This is a genomic window from Allobosea sp. Root483D1 (assembly GCF_001429505.1).
GTDB lineage: Bacteria > Pseudomonadota > Alphaproteobacteria > Rhizobiales > Beijerinckiaceae > Allobosea.
Map to the genome: position 1 here is coordinate 285,261 of NZ_LMJW01000011.1, position 21,267 is coordinate 306,527.

Here is a 21,267-nt window from a genome sequence, read left to right on the forward strand (position 1 = left end):
TCCCCACCACTCAAGCCACGGAGTCATCGACATGAGCGATCTTGTTTTCATTGCCTTTCCGACCGAGCAGAAGGCGGAGGAGGTTCGCCAGAAGGTCCTGTCCCTCCAGCGCGAATATCTGATCGAGCTCGGCGATGCCGTCGTCGTGGTCAAGGACGACCAGGGCCATGTCAAACTCAACCAGATGATCAACCTGACCACGACGGGGGCCGCTTCGGGGGCGCTGTGGGGCACGCTGATCGGATTCATCTTCCTGAACCCGCTGATCGGCACGGCGATCGGCGCCGCATCGGGCGCGCTTGGCGGCAAGTTCAGCGATGTCGGCATCAACGACCAGTTCATGAAGGACGCCGCCTCGGCCTTGCAGCCGAACACGGCCGGCCTGTTCCTGCTTGTCCGCAAGATGACCACGGACAAGGTTCTGGCGGACCTCAAGGGCGTCGGCGGCACGCTGATCCAGACCTCCTTCGATGAGACGAAGGAAGCGGCGCTGCGTGCCGCGCTCGCGGCCGTTGCCGAGACCGGCACGGCGGAGGCCGGCGCGGCAGGGGCGTGACCCCAGGAGGGAGGCAGGCTTCGCCAATCGAAAGAGGTGCTCCGATGAGCAAGAGGCCTTCCGCCTCCTCCAGCCGCGTCGCCGGGACGCGGGAGCCGCTCGACATCGACCTCGCCTTGCAAGGTGGCGGCGCACATGGCGCCTTCACCTGGGGCGTGCTGTGCCGGATCCTCGAGGAGGACTGGCTGACGATCGAGGCGATTTCGGGCACCTCGGCGGGGGCGATGAATGCGGCCGTGCTGGCGTCCGGCTACGCCATCGGCGGGCGCGAAGGAGCTCGCGAGGCGCTTAACCGATACTGGCGGAAGGTCTCGGAGGCGGCGCGCTTCAGCCCGTTCCAGCGCTCGCCGCTCGACGTGCTGCTCGGGCGCTGGACGCTCGACACTTCGCCGCTCTTCGTGGCGATGGACATGATGTCCCGCGTCGTCTCACCCTACAGCCTCAACCCGTCGGGCGCGAATCCGCTGACGGACATCCTCACCGAGGTCATCGATTTCGACGCCATCGCGACAGGCCCGATCAAGCTTTTCATTTCCGCGACGAATGTCAGGACGGGGCGCAACCGGATTTTCCGGAACGCCGAGATCACGCCGGAAGTGCTGCTCGCCTCGGCCTGCCTGCCGACCCTGTTCCAGGCGGTCGAGATCGGCGGCGAGAGCTATTGGGACGGCGGTTATTCCGGCAATCCGACGATGACGCCTCTGATCAAGGAGAGCACGGCCAGCGACACGATCCTCGTCCAGATCAACCCGGTCGAGCGGCCGGACACGCCGCGGACGGCGCGCGATATCCTCAACCGCCTCAACGAGGTCTCCTTCAACGCGGTGCTGCTGAAGGAGCTGCGCATGATGGCGCTGCTGCAGCGCGAGGCGCTTTCCAGCGGTGGCGAGGCTGCGCGCTGGGCGCGCATGCGCATTCATCGCATCACCAGCGACGCCATGATCGACCTGGGCTATTCCTCGAAGCTCAATGCCGAATGGGAGTTCCTGACCATGCTCCATGACGAGGGCAGGCGCTCCGCCGAGGCGTTCTACCGGGCGCATCGCGACGAGATCGGCAAGCGCTCGACGCTCGATCTCGCCGAGTTCACCGAGGGGGTCTGACGGGTGACGCCACAGAAGGATCTCGCCGCTGCCGCGCATCCCGAACGGGACACTCCCATCACGGGCGGCAAGTCACATCAGGCCGCGCAGGTCATCATCGCCATCATCCTGGTGGTGGCGGCCTTGTCGACCGCGAGCTCGGTCTTCGCCCCGGTCGCCTTTGCGCTGTTCATCATCGCGCTGATCTGGCCGCTGCAGCAGATGCTGCAGAGCATCCTGCCGCGCCTGCTGGCGCTGGCGATCAGCCTCTTCGTCATGGTCGTGGCCTTCGTCGCCTTCGGCTCCCTGATCGCCTGGGCCTTCGGCCGCGTCGGCCGCTGGATCGTCAGCGACATCGGCCGTTTCCAGGCTTTCTACGAGCAGGTGACGCTCTGGCTCGAAGGGCATGGCATCGCCGTCGCATCGGTCTGGTCGGAGAATTTCAGCACGGCCTGGATCCTGCGCATGGTCCAGACCATCAGCGGCCGGCTGAACAGCACGATGAGCTTCTGGCTGGTTGTGCTCGTCTACGTGCTCCTCGGTCTGCTCGAGGTCGAGGATTTTGGCCGCAAGCTCAGGGGAATGCGCAACCGCACCGTGGGCCAGCTGCTCCTGCACGGCAGCCTCGCGACGGCCGCCAAGATCAGGCGCTACATGCTGGTCAGGACGCTGATGAGCGTGGTCACCGGCCTGCTGGTCTGGATCTTCGCCAAGTCGGTAGGCCTGCCCTTGGCGGCGGAATGGGGCTTCATCGCCTTCCTGCTGAACTATGTCCCGTTCATGGGCCCGCTGATCGCCACCGTCTTCCCGACACTGTTCGCGATGACACAGTTCGGCTCCTGGCAGGCGGTGATCGCGGTCTTCGCCTGCCTGAACCTGATCCAGTTCATCGTCGGCAGCTATGTCGAGCCCCGGGTCGCCGGCAACGCGCTGGCGATATCGCCGGCGAGCGTGCTGTTCTCGGTCTTCTTCTGGACCTATCTCTGGGGCGTGTTCGGCGCCTTCATCGGAGTGCCGATCACCATCGCCCTCATCACCTTCTGCGCCCTGCATCCTTCGAGCCAGTGGCTGGCCGAATTGATCGGCGCGCCACGAAAGGGCGAGGACGCAGTGGATATTACCGCCGTCAGAGCCTGACCGGGGGGCGAGGGCGATCCTGCTGCGCTACGGCGCGGCGAGACGCGCCGCCGGAACGCCAGGGAGAATGGGACGCGGCGCACAGGCGTGAGACATCGGGCTGATGTTGCCCGCGGAGGCGGTGGCTACCCTGCGCCGCAGACGTGACGGAGCATCGACCGGAGGCAGCGGAGACGATGGGGACGATGGCCGTGGCCGAGGATACGCGGTTTCCGACGCTCCTGGTCCGGGGGCTGTGCCTGCTGCTGCTATGGGTGATCCTGATCGGTCCCGCGCCGAAGAATCTGCTCGTCGGCCTCGTCGCCAGCGCCGCGGGAGTCTGGGCCAGCACGAAGCTGTGGCCGGCTGGAGGTACGCTGTCCCTGGCGGGCTTCATCGGATTTCTGCTTCGCTTTCTGGCGCAATCGATCGTCGCGGGCCTCGATGTGGCGCGGCGGGCCTTCGCGCGCGAACCGGACCTGCGGCCGGGCTTCGTAACCTGCCGCTCCAGCGTCCCCGCCGGCCTGGCGCGCGATTCCGCCTGCGCCGTGATGAGCCTGCAGCCGGGCAAGCTGCCGGTTTCCGCCGCAGCCGACGGGACGCTGCTGATCCATTGCCTCGATCTGCGCGAGGCCGTGGCAGAACAGGTCGCCGCCGACGAGATGGCGTTCTGCCGGATACTCGGATCGGAGAGGCGCGATGGCTGATGTCCTGACCGCGGCGGCGCTCTTCATCCTGGCGGTCACGGCCGTCGCGCTGTTGCGGGTCCTGCGTTCCCGCGTCCTGGCCGAACGCATGATGGCGCTGCAATTGCTCGGGACCGGCGGTGCGGCGGTGCTCCTGCTGCTCGGAGGCGCCTCGGGCGCTCCGGCGGTGAACGACGTCGCGCTGCTGCTCACCCTGTTCGCGGCATTCTCCTGCGTGGCCTTCGCGCTTGGCACCACGGAGCCGGCCGCTGAACCCGATCCGGCGAAGAAGCAGCCATGAGCAGCCTCGCCGATATCGTCACTGTCGTCCTGGTGGCTGCGGGAGCGCTGCTCTTCCTGGCCGGCGCGCTCGGCCTGCTGCGCTTCCCCGATACGCTGAGCCGGCTGCATGCGATCAGCAAGGCCGACAATCTCGGCCTTGGGCTGATCGTGATCGGCCTCCTGCCGCAGGCTGCGAGCATCGCCGACGGCCTGAAGCTCCTCTGCATCTGGCTGCTGGCGCAGCTTTCGGCGGCGACGGCGAGCCAGTTGCTGGCGCGCGCCGTCCATCGCGGCCGAGCCGGTCGATGATGCTGCTGTTCGATCTCGCGCTCGTCGCCAGCCTGCTGGCGCTTGCGGTCCATGTCGTCGTAGAGCCGGACGAGCGCAGCGGGATCATCGCCTTCCTCGCCTTCGGTCTGCTGCTCGGACTCGTCTGGGCCCGGCTTGCGGCGCCTGACGTGGCCTTGACCGAGATCGCCATAGGCGGGGGCGGGACGGGGGTTCTGCTGCTGCGGGCTGAAGCCGCGATCCGTGGCCGCGGCAAGCATGAGGAGCCGATGACGCGCACCAGCAAGCTGGCCGCGGCCATGGGCTGCGCTGCCATTTCCGTCGGGCTCGGCTTCGCCGTGTTGAGCTTCGCGTCACCGGCTCCGACGCTCGCACCGACGGCTGTGGAGGCGCTTCCCGCGACCGGGCTCGGCAATCCCGTCACCGCGGTCCTGCTGGCTTATCGCGCGCTCGACACGCTGCTGGAAAAGATCGTGGTGCTGCTCGCGCTGATCGGGGTCTGGTCGCTGGCGCCCGACGCGCTCTGGGGCGGCGCTCCCGAGGTAAGACCCAGTGCCGTGCCGGACCCGCTCGCTTATCTGGCCCGGGTCCTGCCGCCTTTCGGCGTGGTGATCGGCGTCTACATGTTCTGGGTCGGGGCCGATGCGCCGGGCGGCACCTTCCAGGCCGGGACCGTGCTTGCGGCGATGTGGCTGCTGGTGATGATGGGCGGGCTCAGGCCGCCGCCCGAGACGGCCGCGCTGCCGCTGCGGCTCGCTTTGGCCGGCGGGCCGGTGCTGTTCCTGGCGATCGCTTTCCTCGGTTTCGCCTTTGCAGATGGCTTCCTCGCCTATCCGAAGGCGCTGGCGAAGCCGCTGATCGTGGCGATTGAGGCGGCGCTGACCGTGTCCGTTGCGGCAGCGCTGGCCATGCTGGTCGCCGGCCCGGCCCGGAAGGCACCTTCATGATGATGGCGGCGTTGCAGCCCGGTGCCCTGTTCGGCCTGTGCGGCGCGGCGCTCGTCGGTATCGGCCTGTTCGCCGTTGTCGCGTCTCCCGGCCTGCTGCGCCGCATCGTTGGCTGCAACATTCTCGGCGCAGGCATCTTCCTCGTCTTCGGAGCCGTCGCCCGTCGCGGCGCCGGTGCCGGCTTTGCCGCCGATCCGGTGCCGCAGGCGCTGGTAATCACCGGCATCGTCGTCGCCTTTTCGGCCAGCGCGTTGGCCGTCGCCTTGCTGAAGCGCCTCGCCGAGCCGGCGGAGGAGGCCGCGCCCGCCGAGCCGCGAGGCGGGTCGTGACCTCGCCCATCCACGCCACCACGCCGGGCGGCTTCCTGCTGGTCCTGGCCGTGATCCTGCCGGTCTGCGCGGTACTCGCAATTCTCGCCTGCGGGCCGCGCAGCACGGTGCGGATCGCGATGCTGACGCTCGCGGCCGGGCTCGCTGTTGCCGTCGCGATCGCCGTCGAGCTGGTCTCAAGCGGGGCGGCGCTGTCCTATGTCGTCGGCGCCTGGCAGCCCCCGCTCGGGATCGCGCTTAGGGCGGACGGGCTGTCGGGCGCGATGCTGCTGATGACGGCGCTGGTCGTTGTCGCGGTCGGGCTCTACGCGCATGTCCAATACGGGCTCCGCGAGGACGCTCGCAACCAGCGGGCGCAGACGACCTTCTGGCTGATGCTCCTCGCGCTCTGGAGCGCGTTGAACGCCGTCTTCATCGGCGAGGATCTGTTCAACCTCTATGTCGCGCTGGAACTTCTAACCTTCGCGGCCGTCCCGCTGGTCTGCCTCGATGGCCGCACCGAAACCGCTAACGCCGCCTTGCGCTATCTGCTGTTCGCCCTCCTCGGCTCGCTGCTCTATCTGCTCGGGGTCGGCTTGCTCTATGGCCAGTACGGCACGCTCGACCTGCTCGCGCTGTCGCGCCTGAGCCGGTCCGACCCGGCGCTGTCGGTGGCGCTGGCACTGATGATCGTCGGGCTCCTGGCGAAGGCGGCGCTGTTTCCCCTGCATCTGTGGCTGCCGCCGGCCCATGCCGGGGCGCCGGCGCCGGCGAGCGCCGTTCTCTCGGCGCTGGTGATCAAGGCGCCGGTGTTCCTGATCCTGCGACTGGTGCTCGACGTCGCCCCGCCGCAGGCGGCCGCGGTCGCCGGCCAGCTGCTCGCGGTGCTCGGCGCCGCCTCGATCCTGTTCTGCAGCGTCATGGCGCTCAGGCAGGCGCGGCTGAAGCTGATGATCGCCTATTCGACGGTCGCGCAGCTTGGCTATCTCTTCATCGTCTTCCCGCTCGCGGCGGGTGGTACGGGCCTGCCGCCCTGGGAAACGATCGCCTGGACCGGCGGCGCGCTCCAGCTGATCTCCCATGCTTTGGCCAAGGCTGCCATGTTCCTGGCAGCCGGCGTGATCATCCAGGTCTATGGCCATGATCGCATCGCCGATCTCGGTGGCTTCGGCCGGGTCCTACCGGTCAGCGCGGCGGCCATGGGCCTGGCCGGGCTGTCGCTGATGGGCGTCCCGCCGAGCGGCGGCTTCGTCGCCAAGTGCCTGTTGCTGACGGCAGCGGTCATCGAGGGCTATCCCTGGCTTGCGGCGACCATCCTGGCCGGCGGGCTTCTCGCTGGTGGCTATGTCTTCCGCGTGATCGACAGGGCGCTCGCTGTCCCCGCCGGCGCGCTGCCGTCGCGCCGGGCGGTTCCGCGCCGTCTCGAGCTCGCGGCACTCGTCCTGGCGGTCGCAGCCGTGCTGCTCGGCCTCGTGCCGCTGCGTCCCTTCGGTATCCTGCAGATCGGCCGTGGCGGCCTCGCGATGGCGGGGCTGCCATGAGCGCCGCCGGCCCGCTCCTCGCCGCGGCGCTGCTCGTCCCGCTCGGGCTGGCGCTCTGCTGCCTGTCGGCCTGGTTCAGGGCGCAGGCCCTGGCTGTCCTCGCCGTCGCCCCGTTGCCGGCCCTGGCGGCCGCGATCCTGGTGCCGAAAGGCGGCTTCGCGCTTTTCCCAGCACCGTTCCGGCTGACGTTGGTACTCGACGAGCCCGGCGCGATCCTGCTCGCGGGGGCGGCGCTGCTCTGGAGTGCGGCCGGCGCCTACGCCGCCTCGCTGATGGCCGGCGACGACGGCGCGCCGCGCTTCTCGGTCTGGTGGTTGCTGACGCTCACCGGCAGCCTCGGCCTGTTCGTCGTCGGCGACGTCGTGAATTTCTATCTGCTCTTCACCCTGGCGAGCCTGGCCGCCTACGGGCTTATCGTCCATGAGCAGAGCGCGCCCGCCCGGCGGGCGGGCACGATCTATGTCGTGCTCGCTTTGGCGGCGGAGGCGATCCTGCTGATGGCGCTCGTCATGCTGGCGGCGAGCCATCCCGACGCCAACCCGCAGATCCGCAGCGTCATCGCCGGCCTCTCCACGTCCCCGATGCGCGACGGCATCGTCGCGCTGCTCATTCTCGGCTTTGCGCTCAAGATGGGGTTGGTGCCGCTGCATGTCTGGCTGCCGCTGGCGCACCCGGCGGCGCCGACGCCGGCCTCGGCGGTGTTGAGCGGCGTCGTGGTCAAGGCCGGGGTGATCGGGCTGATCCGATTCCTGCCCTTCGAGGCGGGAGCGCCATTCTGGGGTGCTGTCCTGATCGGGGTTGGCATCGTCACCGCCTATTACGGCGTGCTCGTCGGCATCACGCAGCCGCGGGCCAAGACCATCCTGGCCTATTCGACCGTGAGCCAGATGGGGCTGCTGGCGGTGCTGCTCGGCACTGGCCTCGCGACGGCCGACCCCACCGCCGCCGATCTGACGGCCTATTACGCAGTCCACCATACGTTGGTGAAGGGCGCGCTCTTCCTCGGCATCGGCATCCTGGCCAAGGCCGGCGGGCGCCGCTTGCGTCTCGTGCTGCTGCTGACCGCCGTGCTCGCCCTGAGCCTCGGCGGCATGCCACTGACCAGTGGCGCGCTGGCGAAGCTCGCTGCCAAGCCGTTGCTCGGCTATGGCTGGCTTGCCGCCGCGATGACGCTCGCCGGAGCTGGCAGCTCCATGCTGATGGTGCATCTGCTCCTGATCCTGCGTCGCGACAGCGCCGACAATCCCGCCGCATCGCCGCCGCTGGGGCAGCTCGTTCCCTGGCTGGTCGTGGCCGCTGCCTCGCTCGTCATCCCGTGGTCGCTCTATCCGGCAGTGTCCGGCGAGACGATCGCATACCTGCTCCAGCCGGAGGCGCTCTGGAAGGTGACCTGGCCACTCCTGCTCGGGACCGGGGCGATGCTGCTGTTGGCTCAACGCTGGCCCCGGCGCCTCGGCGCCGTTCCGGAGGGCGACATCGTCGTCCTGGCCCAGGCCGGGCAACCGCTCGTGCGCAGCCTCTCGAACCGCATCGGCGAGATCGATGTCCATCTGCGGCGCTGGCCGATGGCGGGGCTGGGGCTGATCGCCCTTGCCATCCTGCTCGGCGGGGCTTTGATGCTTCGGGCCTGACGAGCTGTGCGGGAGGCTCCGAGATGACACCAATCACCAGCACGGCTCTCGTCATCGTCGCTGCGATCGTCCTGTTCTGCTGGAACAGGCTGCCGGTCGTCGTCGTCGCGGTCGGGGCGGCGCTGGCGCTGTGGGCGACGGGTGTGGTGACGCTCGACCAGGCCTTCGCCGGCTTCGGCGACCGCGCGACGCTTTTCGTCGCCAGCCTCTTCGTCGTCAGCGCCGCCCTGGAAAGGACCGGCGTCACCGCCTGGGCGGGCCAGTACCTGATCGCCAGGGCTGGCAGCAACGGGCTGACGCGCCTTTTGATCATCATGACGGTCGCGGCCGGCGCCCTGAGCGCGCTCATCACCGGCAGCGGTGCGATTGCCGCGCTGATGCCAGTCGCGGTGATGGCGGCGGTGCGGCTGCGACAGTCCCCCTCCCAGCTGCTGATGCCGCTTGCCTTCGCCTCGCATGCCGGCGCCAACCTGCTGCTGACCGGCGCGCCGAAGAACATCCTGGTGTCCGAGGCGCTGGAAGATGCCGGCCTGAAGGGCTTCGCCTTCGCGGAGTTCGCCCTTGTCGGCCTGCCGCTGCTGGCCGGAACGATCGTGATCATCCTGCTGCTGGGCAAGCGGCTCCTGCCGGTGCAGAGCAGTGCGCGCCTGCCGGCCGATTTCAGCCGGCACGCCCAGACCCTCGTCGAGCATTACGGCCTGAGCGACGGCGTCTTCAGGCTGCGCGTGCGCTCCAGCTGCGATTATATCGGCCTTGCTCCGGCCGCCATCGATCTCGGGACCGACGGGCGGCTCAGCCTGATCGTGGCGCAGGCCGGGGAAACCGGGGCGCCTCTGCGCACGCCGGCGATCGCCGAGGGCGACTATCTGCTGGTGCGCGGCGATGCCGAGGCCGTCGCCAGCTTCGCGGCGGAAAAGCACCTCGCTCTGCGCGGCGAGGGCGAGCAGCCTGGGCTGCTGAGCAAGCGCTCGGGTCTCGCCGAGGTCGTGATCCCGCCTCGCTCGGCCATGATCGGTCGCTCTCTGTTCCCCGGTATGGTGACCGATAGTGGCGACCTCGTCGTGCTGGCCGTGCAACGGGCCGGAGCCGACATCGAGCCGGGAGAGACCCTGCGCGCAGGCGACACCCTGCTGCTCGAAGGCAGCTGGGAAGCGCTCGACCTCCACCTCGACGATCCCGACGTGCTGGTCGTCAATTCGCCCGACCTGGTCCGGCGCCAGGCTGTTCCGATGGGCGCGGGCGCGGGCGTCACGCTCGCGGTGCTGGGCTGCCTCGTCGCGATGCTCGCGACCGGGATCGTGCCGCCGGCGGTCGCGGGGCTGCTCGCCGCCGGGGCGCTGCTTCTCGCCGGGATCATGACGCCGGAGCAGGCCTATCGCGCGATCAACTGGACGACGGTGATTCTGATCGCGGCGATGATGCCGCTCTCGACGGCGATGGTGCAGTCGGGCGCAGCCAAGATCGTCGCCGCTCAGCTCGTGGCGCTCACGGGCGGGGCGGGGCCGCTCGCCTTCCTCGCCGGGCTCTTCGTCCTGACCGCCGTCCTCGGCCAGGTGATGAGCAACACCGCGACGACGATGCTGGTCATCCCGGTCGCCATTGCCGCCGCCGAGGGCCTGGGCGTCTCGCCGCGCCCGGTGCTGATGAGCCTGTGCGTCGCCGGCTCGGCCGCGTTCCTGACGCCGATCGCGACCGCGACCAACCTGATGGTGATGAGCCCGGGCGGCTACAGCTTCAACAGCTACTGGAAGTTGGGGATGCCGTTGATGCTGTGGTTCTTCGTCATTGCCGTTTTCTATGTCCCGATGGTCTGGAGGTTTTGAATGTCGTCTCGCGATCATCGGCACATCGCCCGAACCTGTCCTCGCGGCCAACGGATACGATGATGAGCCTCGGCGCCAGAACCCTTCTCCTCCCGCTGCGTTGGAGCCGGGGCCTGTCCGGTATCGGCGTGGCACTGGGGACTTTCCTGTTCGCGGCCTCGCTCACCCCGACGCTCGTTCCACGTACGGCCTTGATGCAAGGAGTTCTCGGCGGGGTCTGCTTCGCCGCGGGCTATGGCTTCGGCACGTTCTGGCGCTGGCTATGGGCCTATCTGGAGATGCCGGCGCCCAATGAGCGGGTGCGCCGGGTCGCCAATGCCGTCGTTGCGGTCGTCTGCCTGCTGGTCGCCGGGGCCTTCCTGGCGAATGCGGCGCAGTGGCAGAACTCGATCCGGGCCGTGATGGCGATGGAGCCGATCGAAAGCGCCCATCCGTTTCGGGTCAGCCTGATCGCCCTGGCGACGTTCGCGGTGCTGCTGGCGCTCGGACGGCTGTTCAGGCATGTCGCGCTCTCCCTGGCGCGGCGGCCGCTGGGCTTCATGCCGCGGCGCGTTGCGCTGGTGGCCGGCCTTGCGATCACGACGGTGCTGGTGTGGTCACTCGCCAGCGGCTTCCTGGTCCGCGTCGGCTTTCGCATGCTCGATTCCTCCTTCCGCGAGCGCGACGCCCTGATCGAGCCGGCGAGCCCGCAGCCGACCGATCCGCTCCAGTCCGGGAGCCAGGCTTCGCTCGTGAGGTGGCGGGATCTGGGGCGCGCGGGCCGGGAGTTCGTGGCCTCGCGTCCGGGCTCGTCCGAGATCGCGGCGCTGACGGGCCGGCCGGCCAAGCAGCCGATCCGCCTCTATGTCGGCTTGCGGGCCGCCGAAACGGCCGAGGCGCGCGCGCGGCTGGCGCTGGAAGAGCTGAAGCGCTCGGGCGCTTTCGATCGCGCGATCCTCGTCGTCATCACGCCGACCGGCACCGGCTGGGTCGATCCCTCGGCGATCGCCCCGATCGAGTATCTCGGCGACGGCGACGTCGCCAGCGTCGCCCTGCAATACTCCTATCTGTCGAGCCCGCTCTCGCTGCTCGCGCAGCCCGAATACGGCTCGGAGGCGGCGCGGGCGCTGTTCGCCGAGGTGTATGGCTACTGGACCCGGCTGCCCAAGGCGAACAGGCCACGGCTCTACCTGCATGGGCTCAGCCTCGGCGCGATGAATTCGGAGCGGTCGGTCGAATTGCTCGAGCTGATCGGAGATCCGATCGACGGCGCCCTGTGGAGCGGCCCTCCCTTCGGCAGCCGCTTCTGGCGCGACATCACCAGCCGGCGCAATCCCGGTTCTCCGGCCTGGCTGCCGGAATATGGCGACGGCCGCGCCGTCCGCTTCATGAACCAGAGCGGGCCGACCGTTGCGCCCGGCACGCCCTGGGGAATCATGCGGATCGTCTATCTGCAATACGCCAGCGATGCGGTGACCTTCTTCGATAACCGGAGCTTCTTCCGCGCGCCCGCCTGGCTCCAGCCGCAGCGTGGCCCTGACGTCTCGCCGGAATTTCGGTGGTACCCGGTCGTGACCGGCCTGCAGCTCCTGCTCGACATGGCCGTCGCGACCAGGACGCCGATGGGCTACGGGCATGTCTACGCCCCGCAGCATTACGTCGAGGCCTGGACCGCGGTGGCGAACATTCAGAGCTGGCCGCAGGAGAAGCTCACGATACTGAAAGCGCTTCTCTGGGAGAAGGCTCAGCGCAGGCCGGGCGATCGCGACGGTGAGGAGGGCGCCTACGACAATCGCGGGGGTTGAGCGCCAGCGCGGGTGGCAGCTTCAGGGGCCGCCTTTCGCGCTCTGAAAATAGGCCGCGACGGTCCGGGCGAGCTCGGGCAGGGTCAGGTCGTGGTCGAAGCGCCCAGTCCTGATGAAGCTCAAGGCCTGGGCGACGACCAGCGGGTTGTTCATCATGAAGGTATGGGTCACGGGCAGCACGATGTGATCGGTCATGCCGTCCAGCTTCGTGCTCTCCACTGAAACCTTGCCATCGTTTGGCCCGGCGAAGAAAGGCGACAGGAGCGGGTTGAGCGAGAGGCTTCCGGCGATGATCCCGAGCTCGTAATCCGCCTTCGGCAAGAGGTTGGGCAGGCTGTCCGGGCTCGTTCCAAGCTGCTGGCCGGCGGGGCCGTTGATCAGCTCGAAGGCCGGCAGCCGCCCGAGCCCATCAACCAGCTCCGAGCCATGATTGGGCGGAGCCAGCATCACGACCCGTCCGAGGCCGGGCGGGCGGTCATGTCGCAACCAGGCGCGCAGGAGGATGCCTCCCATCGAATGCGTCACGAAATGCAGCCGCTTCCCCCTGCATTTTCGGGCAGCGCTCTCGACATGATTCAGCAGGTCTTCGACCGCGTGGCCCGTTGAATCGTAGGTTTCGTTGATGACCTCGTAGCCGATGGCCGAAAGCAGCTTTTCGATGAGCAGGAGCGATGTCCTGCTTCGTGCGAGGCCGTGAAGCAGGATGACGGTTTCGACGTCTGTCGTCATGCGGTTTGCATCTCGCGCCGCCCGTACCGAAATCCGGGCGTGCTGCCGGACTACTGTTTTGGTATGCCCGGGATGGTTGCCCGCCCCTTCAACACGCCGCGTGCCTTCCGAGATAGGCTGGATACCGCGAGGAGGATAGGGGGCGGTGGCTCGGCTTGGGCGCTGGCGATTGCATCAGCGTTTTGATGGGGCGGAATGCGGGGCGGCGTTGCCCTGTTCCTGCCGACAACGGGCAGGCCAAGGTCGACAACGTCATCGACCTCCGCGCCAAGCGGAAAGCCGAGAACCAAGCTTGAATGGGGAGCTGTAAACCGGCCTGTAAACGGAGCCCCTCAATAGGAGCTAAGTAGTGGCGCGCCCGAAAGGATTCGAACCTCTGACCCTCAGATTCGTAGTCTGATGCTCTATCCAGCTGAGCTACGGGCGCGTGACAGCGGAGCGGTTTGAAGGCCGCCGTGGGCTGACGAAAACCGACTTAAAGGCTCGCGCTGCGCTTGGCAAGCCCTGTTCTGTCGCCTTCGTCCGCTTTCTCACAGAGCCTGCCGGGCGGTGGCCAAGAAGCCGTCGGGAAGCCGTCAGCCATGCTTGCCGTGCAAAAGCAGAGGCTGCGGAGCATCCTGCCGCGATCCATCCTCGCTTGCCCCGGTATCCGGCGCGGCTATTCGGCTGCCGCCATGTCGCGATTTCGGCAGCTTCTCGGCGATGCCGTAGAGCGCTTCACGCCGGTCCATCTCGCGCCAGATCTCGCCGGGGGTGATGCCGAGTTCGCTCCAGAGCACCACGAGATTGTAGAGAAGGTCGGCACTTTCGCGGACCACCGCCGGGCGATTGCGCTGCACTGCCTCGATCCCGACCTCGACCGCTTCCTCGCCGAGCTTCTTGGCCATTTTCGGCAGGCCTTCGCGGATCAGCTTGGCGGTTCGCGACCGGGCCGGATCGCGCGCCCTCGCCGTCAGGACGGCGGCGTAAAGTTTCTGGACCGAATCAGTCATCGGCACAGAATCGGCGCGCCATGTAAGGGTTTCGTGACGCTCCCGCCGCCTGCGCCGGGCGCTCATCGCGCGACCCTCGCGAACAGGCGCGCGACCTCCCGGTAGACGTCGCGCTTGAACGGGATGATCAGCTCCGGCGTCTCTGCCAGCGGAACCCAGCGCCAGGCGTCGAATTCGGGTTTATGGCCGCCGCCCGGGCTCTGGATGTCGATCTCGCTCTCGTCGCCCTCGAAGCGGAAGGCGAACCATTTTTGCGACTGGCCACGGTATCTGCCGCGCCAGGCCTCCTTGCCGATCTCGCGCGGCAGGTCGTAGCTCAGCCAGTCCGGCGCCTCGGCGAGCAGCGAGACAGACGCGACATTGGTCTCCTCGCGCAATTCGCGATAGGCGGCCTCGATCGGCTGTTCGCCGGCATCGATGCCGCCCTGGGGCATCTGCCATTCATGACCGGGCGCGACATGCTCGCGCTGGCTGCGATTGGCGCGGCGGCCGATGAAGACGAGGCCGGCCGGGTTGAACAAGGCAAGGCCGACGCAGGGGCGATAGCCGGCGGGTGGTTTCGTCATCGCAGCGCACCGGTGGTGGAGGGGTTGCGGAAGCCGCGGGCGGCGCTGACCGGAACGATGACCAGATTCTTCGCCTCGAGCGTGCGGGCCCAGCGGCTGATGCGCTCGACCGTGACGGGCAGGGCACTGGCGATGGCGACGGCGGCGCCCTGATCGCGGGCGAGGGTCTCGAGGCGCGCCAATTCCCTGTCGATGGTCTCGGCGCGCGGGATGGCGTCCAGCGAAAGATCGGCCTTGAGCGCCGGGATCTGGGCTCTGCTCGCCGAGGAGGCGAGCAGGCTGCGCGGCGAGGAGCCGTCGTCGACGACCATCAGCCCGCGCCCGGCGAGCTCGCGCAGCAGCGGCGTCAGCGCGCCATCGTCGGAAGTCAGGCGGCCGCCGAGGAAGTTGACAATGCCGACATAGCCGGAGAAGCGGCCGAGCACCCATTGTAGCCGGTCGAGATTGTCGGTGCCCTTCGGTCCGGTGAGCAGGGTGTGCGGGCCGGGGTCGTTGTCGGGATAGTCGAACGGCTCCATCGGCACCTGCAAGAAGACCTCATGGCCTTCGCTGCGGGCGCGCTGCACGGTCTTTTCCAGCTCGGCGCCATAGGGGGCGAAAGCGAGCGAGACAGGGCCCGGCAGGCGCGCGATCGCCTCGCTGGTCGAGCTCTGGCTGATGCCGAGGCCGCCGACGAGGATGGCGATCCGGCCCGCCGGCTTGGTCGTGGGTGCAGGCCCGAGCGGGCGGGCATAGACCTGCGCCGGCGTCGCGCCATCGGGGCCGGTTTTAGGCAGGAGGCCATGGCGGGTGCGTTCGGCGAGCCGTTTGTCCGGCGCCGGTGCGAGCTTGATCGTGCCGTCATCGGGCACGGTGATGATGATCGCGCCGGGGGCATCCGAGCCCGGCCGGACGACGGTGACGCCGGATTCGGTCTCGAGCTGGCTGGCGCTGGCCGGGCCGCGCCTGTCCTCGCGGGCGGGCTCGGGCGAGGCCCCGGCGATATCGGGAGCCACGGGGCGCTCCCGGATCATGGCGGTGGCGATCGGCTCGCCGCCATTGGGGTCGCGCTTCAGCGCGGCGTAGAGGATCAGTCCGGCAAAGAGAGCCGCCAGCCCACCGGTCAGGCCGCGCCAGAGCCAGCGCCCATAGGGGTTCTGCGCACGCGCGCGCTTCGCCTGCCCGAGCGGCTGGTCGAGTTCGCTGAGCGGCAATCCGGCCAAGAAGCGCCGTCCTCTTCGACGTCATAACGCATGCGAATCAGTTCGCAGTGCTAGAGTCGGATGATTCGGGCCGGAATCAATCGCCAATCGGCCGCAGGGAAAACAATCTCCTGCGGCCGTTGCACAAGTGCCGAGTTGTCGGCTGGGACAGCCGGCGGCTCAGTTGGACTTGCCGGCCTCCGGAGCCGGAGCGGGCGCCGGATTGGCGGGCAACGCCACGTCCTTCTTGCCGCGCAGCAGGTTGAGCGCCGCGGCGAGCTGGGTGTCCTTGGCCGAGTCGATCGGGACGTAGGACGGCGAGCCGGCCTGCTCTTCCTTGCCGTCGCCATTGCGCAGATGGCCCTTGAGCGAGGCTTCGCCCTTGTTCTCGACCTTCTCCTTCAGCTCGGTCGGCACGTCCTGGATTATCTCGATGTCGGGGGTAATACCCTTGGCCTGGATCGAATTGCCGGACGGGGTGTAGTAGCGCGCCGTGGTCAGCCGCAGGCCGCCATTGTCGCCGAGGCGGATGACGGTCTGCACCGAGCCCTTGCCGAAGGAGCGCGAGCCCATGACGGTGGCGCGCTTGTGGTCCTGCAGGGCGCCGGCGACGATCTCGGCGGCAGAGGCCGACGAGCCGTTGATCAGCACGACGACCGGCTTGCCCTTTGCGAGGTCGCCCGACTTGGCGTTGAAGACCTGGGTTTCCTCGGCGTTGCGGCCACGGGTGGAGACGATCTTGCCACGCTCGAGGAAGGCGTCGGAGACCAGGACCGACTGGTCGAGACGGCCGCCGCGGTTGTTGCGCAGGTCGATGATGTAGCCCTTGACCTTGTCGAAGCCGATCTCGGCGTTGACCTTGTCGAGTCCCTTGCGCAGGCCCTCATAGGTCTGCTCGCTGAAGGTGCCGATGCGGATGTATCCGACATCGCCTTCGACGCGCTCTTCGACCGCCGGGACGACGATGTTGGAGCGGGTCAGGGTGAATTCCAGAGGCTCGGTCTTGCCGGTGCGCTCGATCGTCAGCTTGACCTGCGTGTTGATGATGCCGCGCATCTTCTCGACGGCCTGGTTCAGGCTGAGGCCCTTGACCTCGTCATTGTCGATCTTGCGGATGATGTCGCCGGCCAGGATGCCGGCCTTCGAGGCGGGCGTGTCGCGGATCGGCTTGGCGACCTTGAGAACCTCGTTCTCCATTGTCACCTCGATGCCGAGCCCGCCGAACTGGCCGCGCATGTCGATGTCCATGTCGCGGAAGCTCTTGGCATCGAGATAGGCCGAGTGCGGGTCGAGCGAGGAGACCATGCCGTTGATGGCGGCCTCGATCAGCTTCTGCTCGTCGGGCTTCTCGACATAGTCGGTGCGGATCTTCTCGAAGATGTCACCGAAGAGATTGAGGCTGCGATAGACCTCGGCCGAGGCCGCGACCGCGCTGGTCGAGGAGAGTAGATGCGTCTGCGTCACGACGCCGGTGAGACCGGCGCCGGCGATGGCGCCGACCAGAACGAGAGAAACCTTGCGCATCATCCGCGAACCTTTTCGCCTTGCGATTTCGTCCACCACGGCGTCGGATCGATCGAGACGCCGTCTTTCCTGAACTCGACATAGAGGACCGGCTCGCCGGTCCCCGCTCCCACATTCGTCGCGGCCGCTCCCGCGGTCTCGCCCATCACTGCAATCGGCTCTCCGGCGAGCACAAACTGATTCAACGACACATCGATGCGCTGCATGCCCGCCAAGAGAATATAGTAACCATTGCCGGCATTGAGGATCAAGAGTTGGCCAAAGGAGCGGAACGACCCCGCATAGACCACCCAGCCATCGGAAGGTGACGAAACCACGGCATTTTGCCGGGTCGATAGCGAAATTCCACGGGTTGCACCACCAACTTCATCGGTTGCACCAAATCCACGCAATTGTGAACCGGCGACCGGCAAAGGCAACATGCCGCGCAATTCCTGGAAGGCGGCCTTGGGCGCGAGCCGGGCCGGATCGCGGAAGGCGAGTTGGGCCATGCGCTGGCGCTGCTCCTGAGTCTCCGCTTCGAGCGCGCGGCGGGCCGCATCGGCGGCGCGGGTGGCGACGGAGATGTCCTTTTCGATGCGCTCGACGAGATCGCGCAGGGTCTTGGCCTGCGCCGCGAGCTCGCCGCCGGCGGCGCGCTGCGTGTCGATGTCCTGGGCGGCGCTGGTCTCGCGGGCGCGCCTCGCTTCGATCAGCGATGCGAGGCGCTGGCGCTCGCCCGCCAGCCCTTCCATCTCGCCGGCGATGGCCTTGCGCTCGTCGGCGATGCGCTCGCGCAGGCGCACCAACTCGGCGAGATCGGTGCCGAGGATGGCGATCTCCTGGCGCAGATCGGGCACGACCGCGCCGAGCAGCATCGAGGCGCGCACGGCTTCGAGGATGTCCTCCGGCCGGACCAGCACCGCCGGCGGCGGCCGGCGGCCGATGCGCTGGAGCGCGGCCAGCACCTCGCCGATCAGGCCGCGCCGGCTCTCCAGCGAACGCCGGATCGCGGTCTCGCTGGTCTGCATTAGGGAGAGGCGCTGTTCGAGCCCTGCAATGCGCCCCTCGGCGCCCTGCGTTCGTGCGGTGGTGTCGAGCAGAGCCTGGTTGAGCTTGGTCCGGTCGGCGCGGATGCCGGCGATCTCGGCTTCGAGTTTCACACGGGCGTCGGCATTGCCGGCGAGCCGCTCCTCGATCGCCTTGAGCTCGGCCTCGCGGCTGCGCTTCTCCTCGCGCTTCTGCTCGGTCTCGCGGGCGGTCTGTTCCGAATCAGGCGTTGGAGCGGTCTGGGCCATGACCGCGCTGGCTGACAGGCAGGCGCATAGCAGCGCCGGCCAGGGCCGGAGCTTGCGCGAAATCCGAATCAGCCGGGAACGCTGGATCATGCGCGATGATAAGGGTGTCCGGCCATGATCGTCATCGCCCGATAGAGCTGTTCGAGGACGAGCGCACGGACGATCTGGTGCGGGATGGTCAAGGCGCCGAAGGACAGCACCAGCGTGGCGCGCTCGCGCAATTCGGCATCGAGCCCGTCGGCGCCGCCGATCAGCAAGGTCGCGGCCGGCGTGCCGGCGTCGCGCGCGACCGCGAGGCGATTCGCGAAGGCGTCGCTGTCGAGGCTCTTGCCGCGCTCGTCCAGGGCGATGATCAGGCCGGAGGGCGGCAGGCGCTCGCCGATCAGCCTGGCTTCCTCGCGGCGGCGTTCCTCGGTGCGGCGGCCGCGGCCCTCGGTGAGTTCGACAACGTCGGGACCGCTCAGGCCGAGCCCGCGCGCAAGCCCTTGCGCGCGTTCCTGGTAGCGGGCGCAGAGATCACGCTCCGGCCCGTCCTTGAGACGGCCGACCGCGATGACCGACAGGCGCACGAGAAAAGGGACTCAGCCGTCGAGGCGCTCGCGCGGCCGGTCGGCGCCCCACATCTTCTCGAGATTGTAGAACTGGCGCACTTCCGGCCGGAAGATGTGGATGATCAGGTCGCCGGTGTCGATCAGCACCCAGTCGCAGGCGGGAAAGCCCTCGACCTTCGGTGTCTCATGGCCGGCCTTCTTGAAGGCTTCGACCAGGCTGTCGGCGATCGAGCCGACATGGCGGTTGACGCGGCCGGAGGCGATGATCATGGCGTCGGCCAACGAAGTCTTGCCGACGAGGTCGATCACGGTGGCGTCCTCAGCCTTCATGTCGTCCAGGACCTGCAAGGCGAGCGCGATGCTGCTCGCGGCGGGGTTCTCGGTCATGGCGGCCGGGGGAAGCGGCTCTGTGCCGGCTTCGCCGATGGATTGACGGTTCAGTGCCGTATCCTCACGTGACGACGCGCTCAGGGCGCGACGACCCAATTTAAGCGCCGGAGAGGTCGAGTTCAATCGGTTTCAGCGAGTTCGCGCAGATAGGTCGAGGACAGATCGGAGCGACGGCCATGCAGGAAGATCCAGGCGGGCGGGGTGCGCACCGGCAGAGCCGCTCCCTGATTCTCCGACAAACGCCAACGCGCCATCCAGTTGGCGGCGGGCGAGGCGATCGAGCGATGGGTCGAGCCGGGCCGGTCGATCACCGCGATCGGCATCATCCTGGCGATGGCGCGCCATTCGTTCCAGCGGTGGAAATTCGCGAGATTGTCCGAGCCCATGATCCAGACGAAGCGCACGCCGGGGCAGCGGCGTTTCAGCTGGCGCAGCGTGTCGGCGGTATAGCGGGTGCGCAATGTCGCCTCGATGCCGGTGACATTGATGTGGCCGTGGTTGGCGAGCGCACGGGCCGTCGCGATGCGCTGCGTCAGCGGCGGGAGAGCGTCGTTGTCCTTCAGCGGGTTGCCGGGCGTGACCAGCCACCAGACCCGGTCGAGCTGGAGCCGGCGCAGCGCCGTCAGGCTCGCCATGCGATGGCCGTCATGGGCCGGGTTGAAGGTGCCGCCGAACAGCCCGATGCGCAGACCGGGGGCGTGCGGCGGTAGGCGCAGTTCGTCGGAGCTCACGGGCGGACCTGGCCTTTGCCGTGGACCAGGTACTTGAAGGAACAGAGCTGCTCGACGCCGACGGGACCGCGCGCATGCATGCGGCCGGTGGCGATGCCGATCTCCGCTCCGAAGCCGAATTCGCCGCCATCGGCGAACTGGGTCGAGGCGTTGTGCAGGACGATCGCCGAATCGACCTCGGCGAGGAAGCGGGTGGCGGCGGCCTCGTCCCCCGTCACGATCGCGTCGGTGTGGTGCGAGCCATAGCTCTCGATATGGGAGATCGCTGCGTCGAGACCGGGAACCACCTTCACCGCGATGATGCGGTCGAGATATTCGGTGCGCCAGTCCTCCTCGCTCGCCGGAGCGACGCGCGGATCGATGGCCCGCGTCGTCTCGTCACCGCGCACGGCGCAGCCCTCGTCGAGCAAGGCGGTGACCAGCGGCTGCAGATGCGTCGCGGCGCAGGCCTCGTCGACCAGCAGCGTCTCTGCGGCGCCGCAGACGCCGGTGCGGCGCAATTTGGCGTTGAGCAGAATCGCCCGGGCCATGGCGAGATCGGCTTGCCCATGGACGTAGACATGGTTGTTGCCGTCGAGATGGGCGAAGACCGGCACGCGCGCCTCTTGCTGCACGCGCGCCACCAGGCTTTTGCCGCCGCGTGGCACAACCACATCGACAGCGCCGTCCAGTCCCTTGAGGATCTCGCCGACGGCGGCACGGTCGCGGCTGGGCACCAGCTGGATCGCCTCGCGCGGCAGGCCGGCGAGGCTAAGCCCGTCCTGCATGGCGGCGGCGATCTCGCTGGAGGTGCGGAAGCTGTCGGAACCGGCGCGCAGGATCGCGATATTGCCGCTCTTCAGGCAGAGCGCGCCGGCGTCGGCGGTGACGTTGGGGCGGCTCTCGAAGATCACCGCGACGACGCCGAGCGGGGTCGCGACGCGCTCGAAGAAGAGGCCGTTGGGCTGGGTCCAGCTCGCCAGCACCCGCCCGACCGGATCGGGCAGGGCGGCGATGTCGGCGACCGCCTGGGCGATCGCCTCGAGGCGGGCATCATCCAAAGCGAGGCGATCGATGAAGGCGGCGGCGAGGCCGGCAGCCTGCCCATCCGCGAGATCCTGGCGATTGGCTGCGAGGATCGCCGGACCGTGTTGACGCAGGGCTTCGGCCATCGCCGCCAGCGCCTTGTCGCGCTGCTCGGCAGAGGCGGTGCTGACCTGGCGCGCCGCGGCGCGAGCGCCCCGGCCGAGCCCGCGCATCAGCGCGACGACATCGCCGTTCTCATTGTCGGGCGCGGGGACGC

General features: G+C 68.3%; 22 protein-coding genes and 1 tRNA gene. 12 read left to right on the forward strand and 11 right to left on the reverse strand.

The window, feature by feature from the left end; all coding sequences use genetic code 11:
- Positions 1–31: 31 nt before the first annotated feature.
- The 12 genes from ASE66_RS11160 (at position 32) to ASE66_RS11215 (ending at position 12,044) form a co-directional block, all read left to right on the forward strand.
- Positions 32–556, forward strand: coding sequence for a DUF1269 domain-containing protein (locus ASE66_RS11160; RefSeq protein ID WP_057189683.1), 525 nt, complete (start codon positions 32–34; stop codon positions 554–556).
- Between the two features lie 44 nt (positions 557–600).
- On the forward strand, positions 601–1,659 hold the full coding sequence (locus ASE66_RS11165) for a patatin-like phospholipase family protein (RefSeq protein ID WP_057189684.1): 1,059 nt from the start codon (positions 601–603) through the stop codon (positions 1,657–1,659).
- A gap of 57 nt (positions 1,660–1,716) precedes the next feature.
- Entirely contained in the window at positions 1,717–2,775 is a 1,059-nt protein-coding gene (locus tag ASE66_RS11170; RefSeq protein ID WP_057189906.1) for an AI-2E family transporter, read from the forward strand.
- A gap of 185 nt (positions 2,776–2,960) precedes the next feature.
- Positions 2,961–3,461, forward strand: a complete 501-nt coding sequence (locus ASE66_RS11175) for a Na+/H+ antiporter subunit E (RefSeq protein ID WP_057189685.1) — start codon at positions 2,961–2,963, stop codon at positions 3,459–3,461.
- A complete protein-coding gene (locus tag ASE66_RS11180) occupies positions 3,454–3,741 on the forward strand; it encodes a monovalent cation/H+ antiporter complex subunit F (protein WP_057189686.1) in 288 nt (95 codons plus the stop codon). Before ASE66_RS11175 ends, ASE66_RS11180 begins: the two co-directional genes overlap by 8 nt.
- Positions 3,738–4,031 carry a monovalent cation/H(+) antiporter subunit G gene (locus ASE66_RS11185; RefSeq protein WP_057189687.1) on the forward strand — a complete coding sequence of 98 codons (294 nt, stop codon included), beginning with the start codon at positions 3,738–3,740 and terminating at the stop codon, positions 4,029–4,031. The genes ASE66_RS11180 and ASE66_RS11185 overlap by 4 nt, the downstream gene beginning before the upstream one ends.
- Entirely contained in the window at positions 4,028–4,957 is a 930-nt protein-coding gene (locus ASE66_RS11190; RefSeq protein WP_057189688.1) for a hydrogenase subunit MbhD domain-containing protein, read from the forward strand. Before ASE66_RS11185 ends, ASE66_RS11190 begins: the two co-directional genes overlap by 4 nt.
- Positions 4,954–5,286 (forward strand): NADH-quinone oxidoreductase subunit K, encoded by a 333-nt coding sequence (locus ASE66_RS11195; protein ID WP_057189689.1) that lies wholly within the window; start codon positions 4,954–4,956, stop codon positions 5,284–5,286. Before ASE66_RS11190 ends, ASE66_RS11195 begins: the two co-directional genes overlap by 4 nt.
- Complete coding sequence (locus tag ASE66_RS11200; protein WP_082613354.1) at positions 5,283–6,806, forward strand: complex I subunit 5 family protein; 1,524 nt, start codon at positions 5,283–5,285, stop codon at positions 6,804–6,806. Before ASE66_RS11195 ends, ASE66_RS11200 begins: the two co-directional genes overlap by 4 nt.
- The gene (locus ASE66_RS11205) at positions 6,803–8,437 is read left to right on the forward strand and encodes a complex I subunit 5 family protein (protein WP_057189690.1); all 1,635 of its coding nucleotides are present in this window, start codon (positions 6,803–6,805) and stop codon (positions 8,435–8,437) included. Before ASE66_RS11200 ends, ASE66_RS11205 begins: the two co-directional genes overlap by 4 nt.
- A 23-nt stretch (positions 8,438–8,460) precedes the next feature.
- Positions 8,461–10,260: an SLC13 family permease gene (locus ASE66_RS11210; RefSeq protein ID WP_057189691.1), complete on the forward strand. Its 1,800-nt coding sequence runs from the start codon at positions 8,461–8,463 to the stop codon at positions 10,258–10,260.
- Between the two features lie 59 nt (positions 10,261–10,319).
- Positions 10,320–12,044, forward strand: coding sequence for an alpha/beta hydrolase (locus ASE66_RS11215; protein ID WP_057189692.1), 1,725 nt, complete (start codon positions 10,320–10,322; stop codon positions 12,042–12,044).
- 21 nt (positions 12,045–12,065) lie between these two features.
- Here the strand turns inward: ASE66_RS11215 and ASE66_RS11220 are convergent, their stop codons facing one another.
- The 11 genes from ASE66_RS11220 to ASE66_RS11270 form a co-directional block, all read right to left on the reverse strand.
- Positions 12,066–12,773, reverse strand: coding sequence for an esterase/lipase family protein (locus ASE66_RS11220; RefSeq protein ID WP_057189693.1), 708 nt, complete (start codon positions 12,771–12,773; stop codon positions 12,066–12,068).
- A 350-nt stretch (positions 12,774–13,123) separates the two neighbouring features.
- Positions 13,124–13,200, reverse strand: a tRNA-Arg gene (locus ASE66_RS11225).
- Between the two features lie 148 nt (positions 13,201–13,348).
- Positions 13,349–13,765 carry a phosphoribosyl-ATP diphosphatase gene (gene hisE, locus ASE66_RS11230; RefSeq protein WP_082613356.1) on the reverse strand — a complete coding sequence of 139 codons (417 nt, stop codon included), beginning with the start codon at positions 13,763–13,765 and terminating at the stop codon, positions 13,349–13,351.
- Between the two features lie 62 nt (positions 13,766–13,827).
- Entirely contained in the window at positions 13,828–14,331 is a 504-nt protein-coding gene (locus ASE66_RS11235) for an RNA pyrophosphohydrolase (protein ID WP_057189694.1), read from the reverse strand.
- Positions 14,328–15,533 carry a divergent polysaccharide deacetylase family protein gene (locus ASE66_RS11240; protein ID WP_057189695.1) on the reverse strand — a complete coding sequence of 402 codons (1,206 nt, stop codon included), beginning with the start codon at positions 15,531–15,533 and terminating at the stop codon, positions 14,328–14,330. Before ASE66_RS11240 ends, ASE66_RS11235 begins: the two co-directional genes overlap by 4 nt.
- Positions 15,534–15,692: 159 nt before the next feature.
- Positions 15,693–17,036 carry a S41 family peptidase gene (locus ASE66_RS11245; RefSeq protein ID WP_057189908.1) on the reverse strand — a complete coding sequence of 448 codons (1,344 nt, stop codon included), beginning with the start codon at positions 17,034–17,036 and terminating at the stop codon, positions 15,693–15,695.
- On the reverse strand, positions 17,036–18,313 hold the full coding sequence (locus tag ASE66_RS11250; RefSeq protein WP_244494868.1) for a murein hydrolase activator EnvC family protein: 1,278 nt from the start codon (positions 18,311–18,313) through the stop codon (positions 17,036–17,038). Before ASE66_RS11250 ends, ASE66_RS11245 begins: the two co-directional genes overlap by 1 nt.
- 86 nt (positions 18,314–18,399) lie before the next feature.
- Positions 18,400–18,882, reverse strand: coding sequence for a 23S rRNA (pseudouridine(1915)-N(3))-methyltransferase RlmH (rlmH, locus tag ASE66_RS11255; protein WP_057189697.1), 483 nt, complete (start codon positions 18,880–18,882; stop codon positions 18,400–18,402).
- 12 nt (positions 18,883–18,894) lie between these two features.
- On the reverse strand, positions 18,895–19,251 hold the full coding sequence (gene rsfS / locus ASE66_RS11260) for a ribosome silencing factor (protein ID WP_057189698.1): 357 nt from the start codon (positions 19,249–19,251) through the stop codon (positions 18,895–18,897).
- 122 nt (positions 19,252–19,373) lie between these two features.
- On the reverse strand, positions 19,374–19,985 hold the full coding sequence (locus tag ASE66_RS11265) for a nicotinate-nucleotide adenylyltransferase (RefSeq protein WP_057189699.1): 612 nt from the start codon (positions 19,983–19,985) through the stop codon (positions 19,374–19,376).
- Positions 19,982–21,223: a glutamate-5-semialdehyde dehydrogenase gene (locus tag ASE66_RS11270; RefSeq protein ID WP_057189909.1), complete on the reverse strand. Its 1,242-nt coding sequence runs from the start codon at positions 21,221–21,223 to the stop codon at positions 19,982–19,984. Before ASE66_RS11270 ends, ASE66_RS11265 begins: the two co-directional genes overlap by 4 nt.
- Between the last annotated feature and the right edge of the window lie 44 nt (positions 21,224–21,267).

Bases quoted from the DNA above. Each gene is read 5' to 3' on its own strand.
- hisE (WP_082613356.1), bottom strand. From the start codon at position 13,765: ATGACTGATTCGGTCCAGAAACTTTACGCCGCCGTCCTGACGGCGAGG.
- ASE66_RS11195 (WP_057189689.1), top strand. From the start codon at position 4,954: ATGATGATGGCGGCGTTGCAGCCCGGTGCCCTGTTCGGCCTGTGCGGC.
- rsfS (WP_057189698.1), bottom strand. From the start codon at position 19,251: ATGACCGAGAACCCCGCCGCGAGCAGCATCGCGCTCGCCTTGCAGGTC.
- ASE66_RS11205 (WP_057189690.1), top strand. From the start codon at position 6,803: ATGAGCGCCGCCGGCCCGCTCCTCGCCGCGGCGCTGCTCGTCCCGCTC.
- ASE66_RS11180 (WP_057189686.1), top strand. From the start codon at position 3,454: ATGGCTGATGTCCTGACCGCGGCGGCGCTCTTCATCCTGGCGGTCACG.
- ASE66_RS11235 (WP_057189694.1), bottom strand. From the start codon at position 14,331: ATGACGAAACCACCCGCCGGCTATCGCCCCTGCGTCGGCCTTGCCTTG.
- ASE66_RS11245 (WP_057189908.1), bottom strand. From the start codon at position 17,036: ATGCGCAAGGTTTCTCTCGTTCTGGTCGGCGCCATCGCCGGCGCCGGT.
- ASE66_RS11270 (WP_057189909.1), bottom strand. From the start codon at position 21,223: ATGCGCGGGCTCGGCCGGGGCGCTCGCGCCGCGGCGCGCCAGGTCAGC.
- ASE66_RS11220 (WP_057189693.1), bottom strand. From the start codon at position 12,773: ATGACGACAGACGTCGAAACCGTCATCCTGCTTCACGGCCTCGCACGA.
- ASE66_RS11215 (WP_057189692.1), top strand. From the start codon at position 10,320: ATGATGAGCCTCGGCGCCAGAACCCTTCTCCTCCCGCTGCGTTGGAGC.
- ASE66_RS11250 (WP_244494868.1), bottom strand. From the start codon at position 18,313: ATGGCCCAGACCGCTCCAACGCCTGATTCGGAACAGACCGCCCGCGAG.
- ASE66_RS11165 (WP_057189684.1), top strand. From the start codon at position 601: ATGAGCAAGAGGCCTTCCGCCTCCTCCAGCCGCGTCGCCGGGACGCGG.
- ASE66_RS11160 (WP_057189683.1), top strand. From the start codon at position 32: ATGAGCGATCTTGTTTTCATTGCCTTTCCGACCGAGCAGAAGGCGGAG.
- ASE66_RS11175 (WP_057189685.1), top strand. From the start codon at position 2,961: ATGGCCGTGGCCGAGGATACGCGGTTTCCGACGCTCCTGGTCCGGGGG.
- ASE66_RS11185 (WP_057189687.1), top strand. From the start codon at position 3,738: ATGAGCAGCCTCGCCGATATCGTCACTGTCGTCCTGGTGGCTGCGGGA.
- ASE66_RS11210 (WP_057189691.1), top strand. From the start codon at position 8,461: ATGACACCAATCACCAGCACGGCTCTCGTCATCGTCGCTGCGATCGTC.
- ASE66_RS11190 (WP_057189688.1), top strand. From the start codon at position 4,028: ATGATGCTGCTGTTCGATCTCGCGCTCGTCGCCAGCCTGCTGGCGCTT.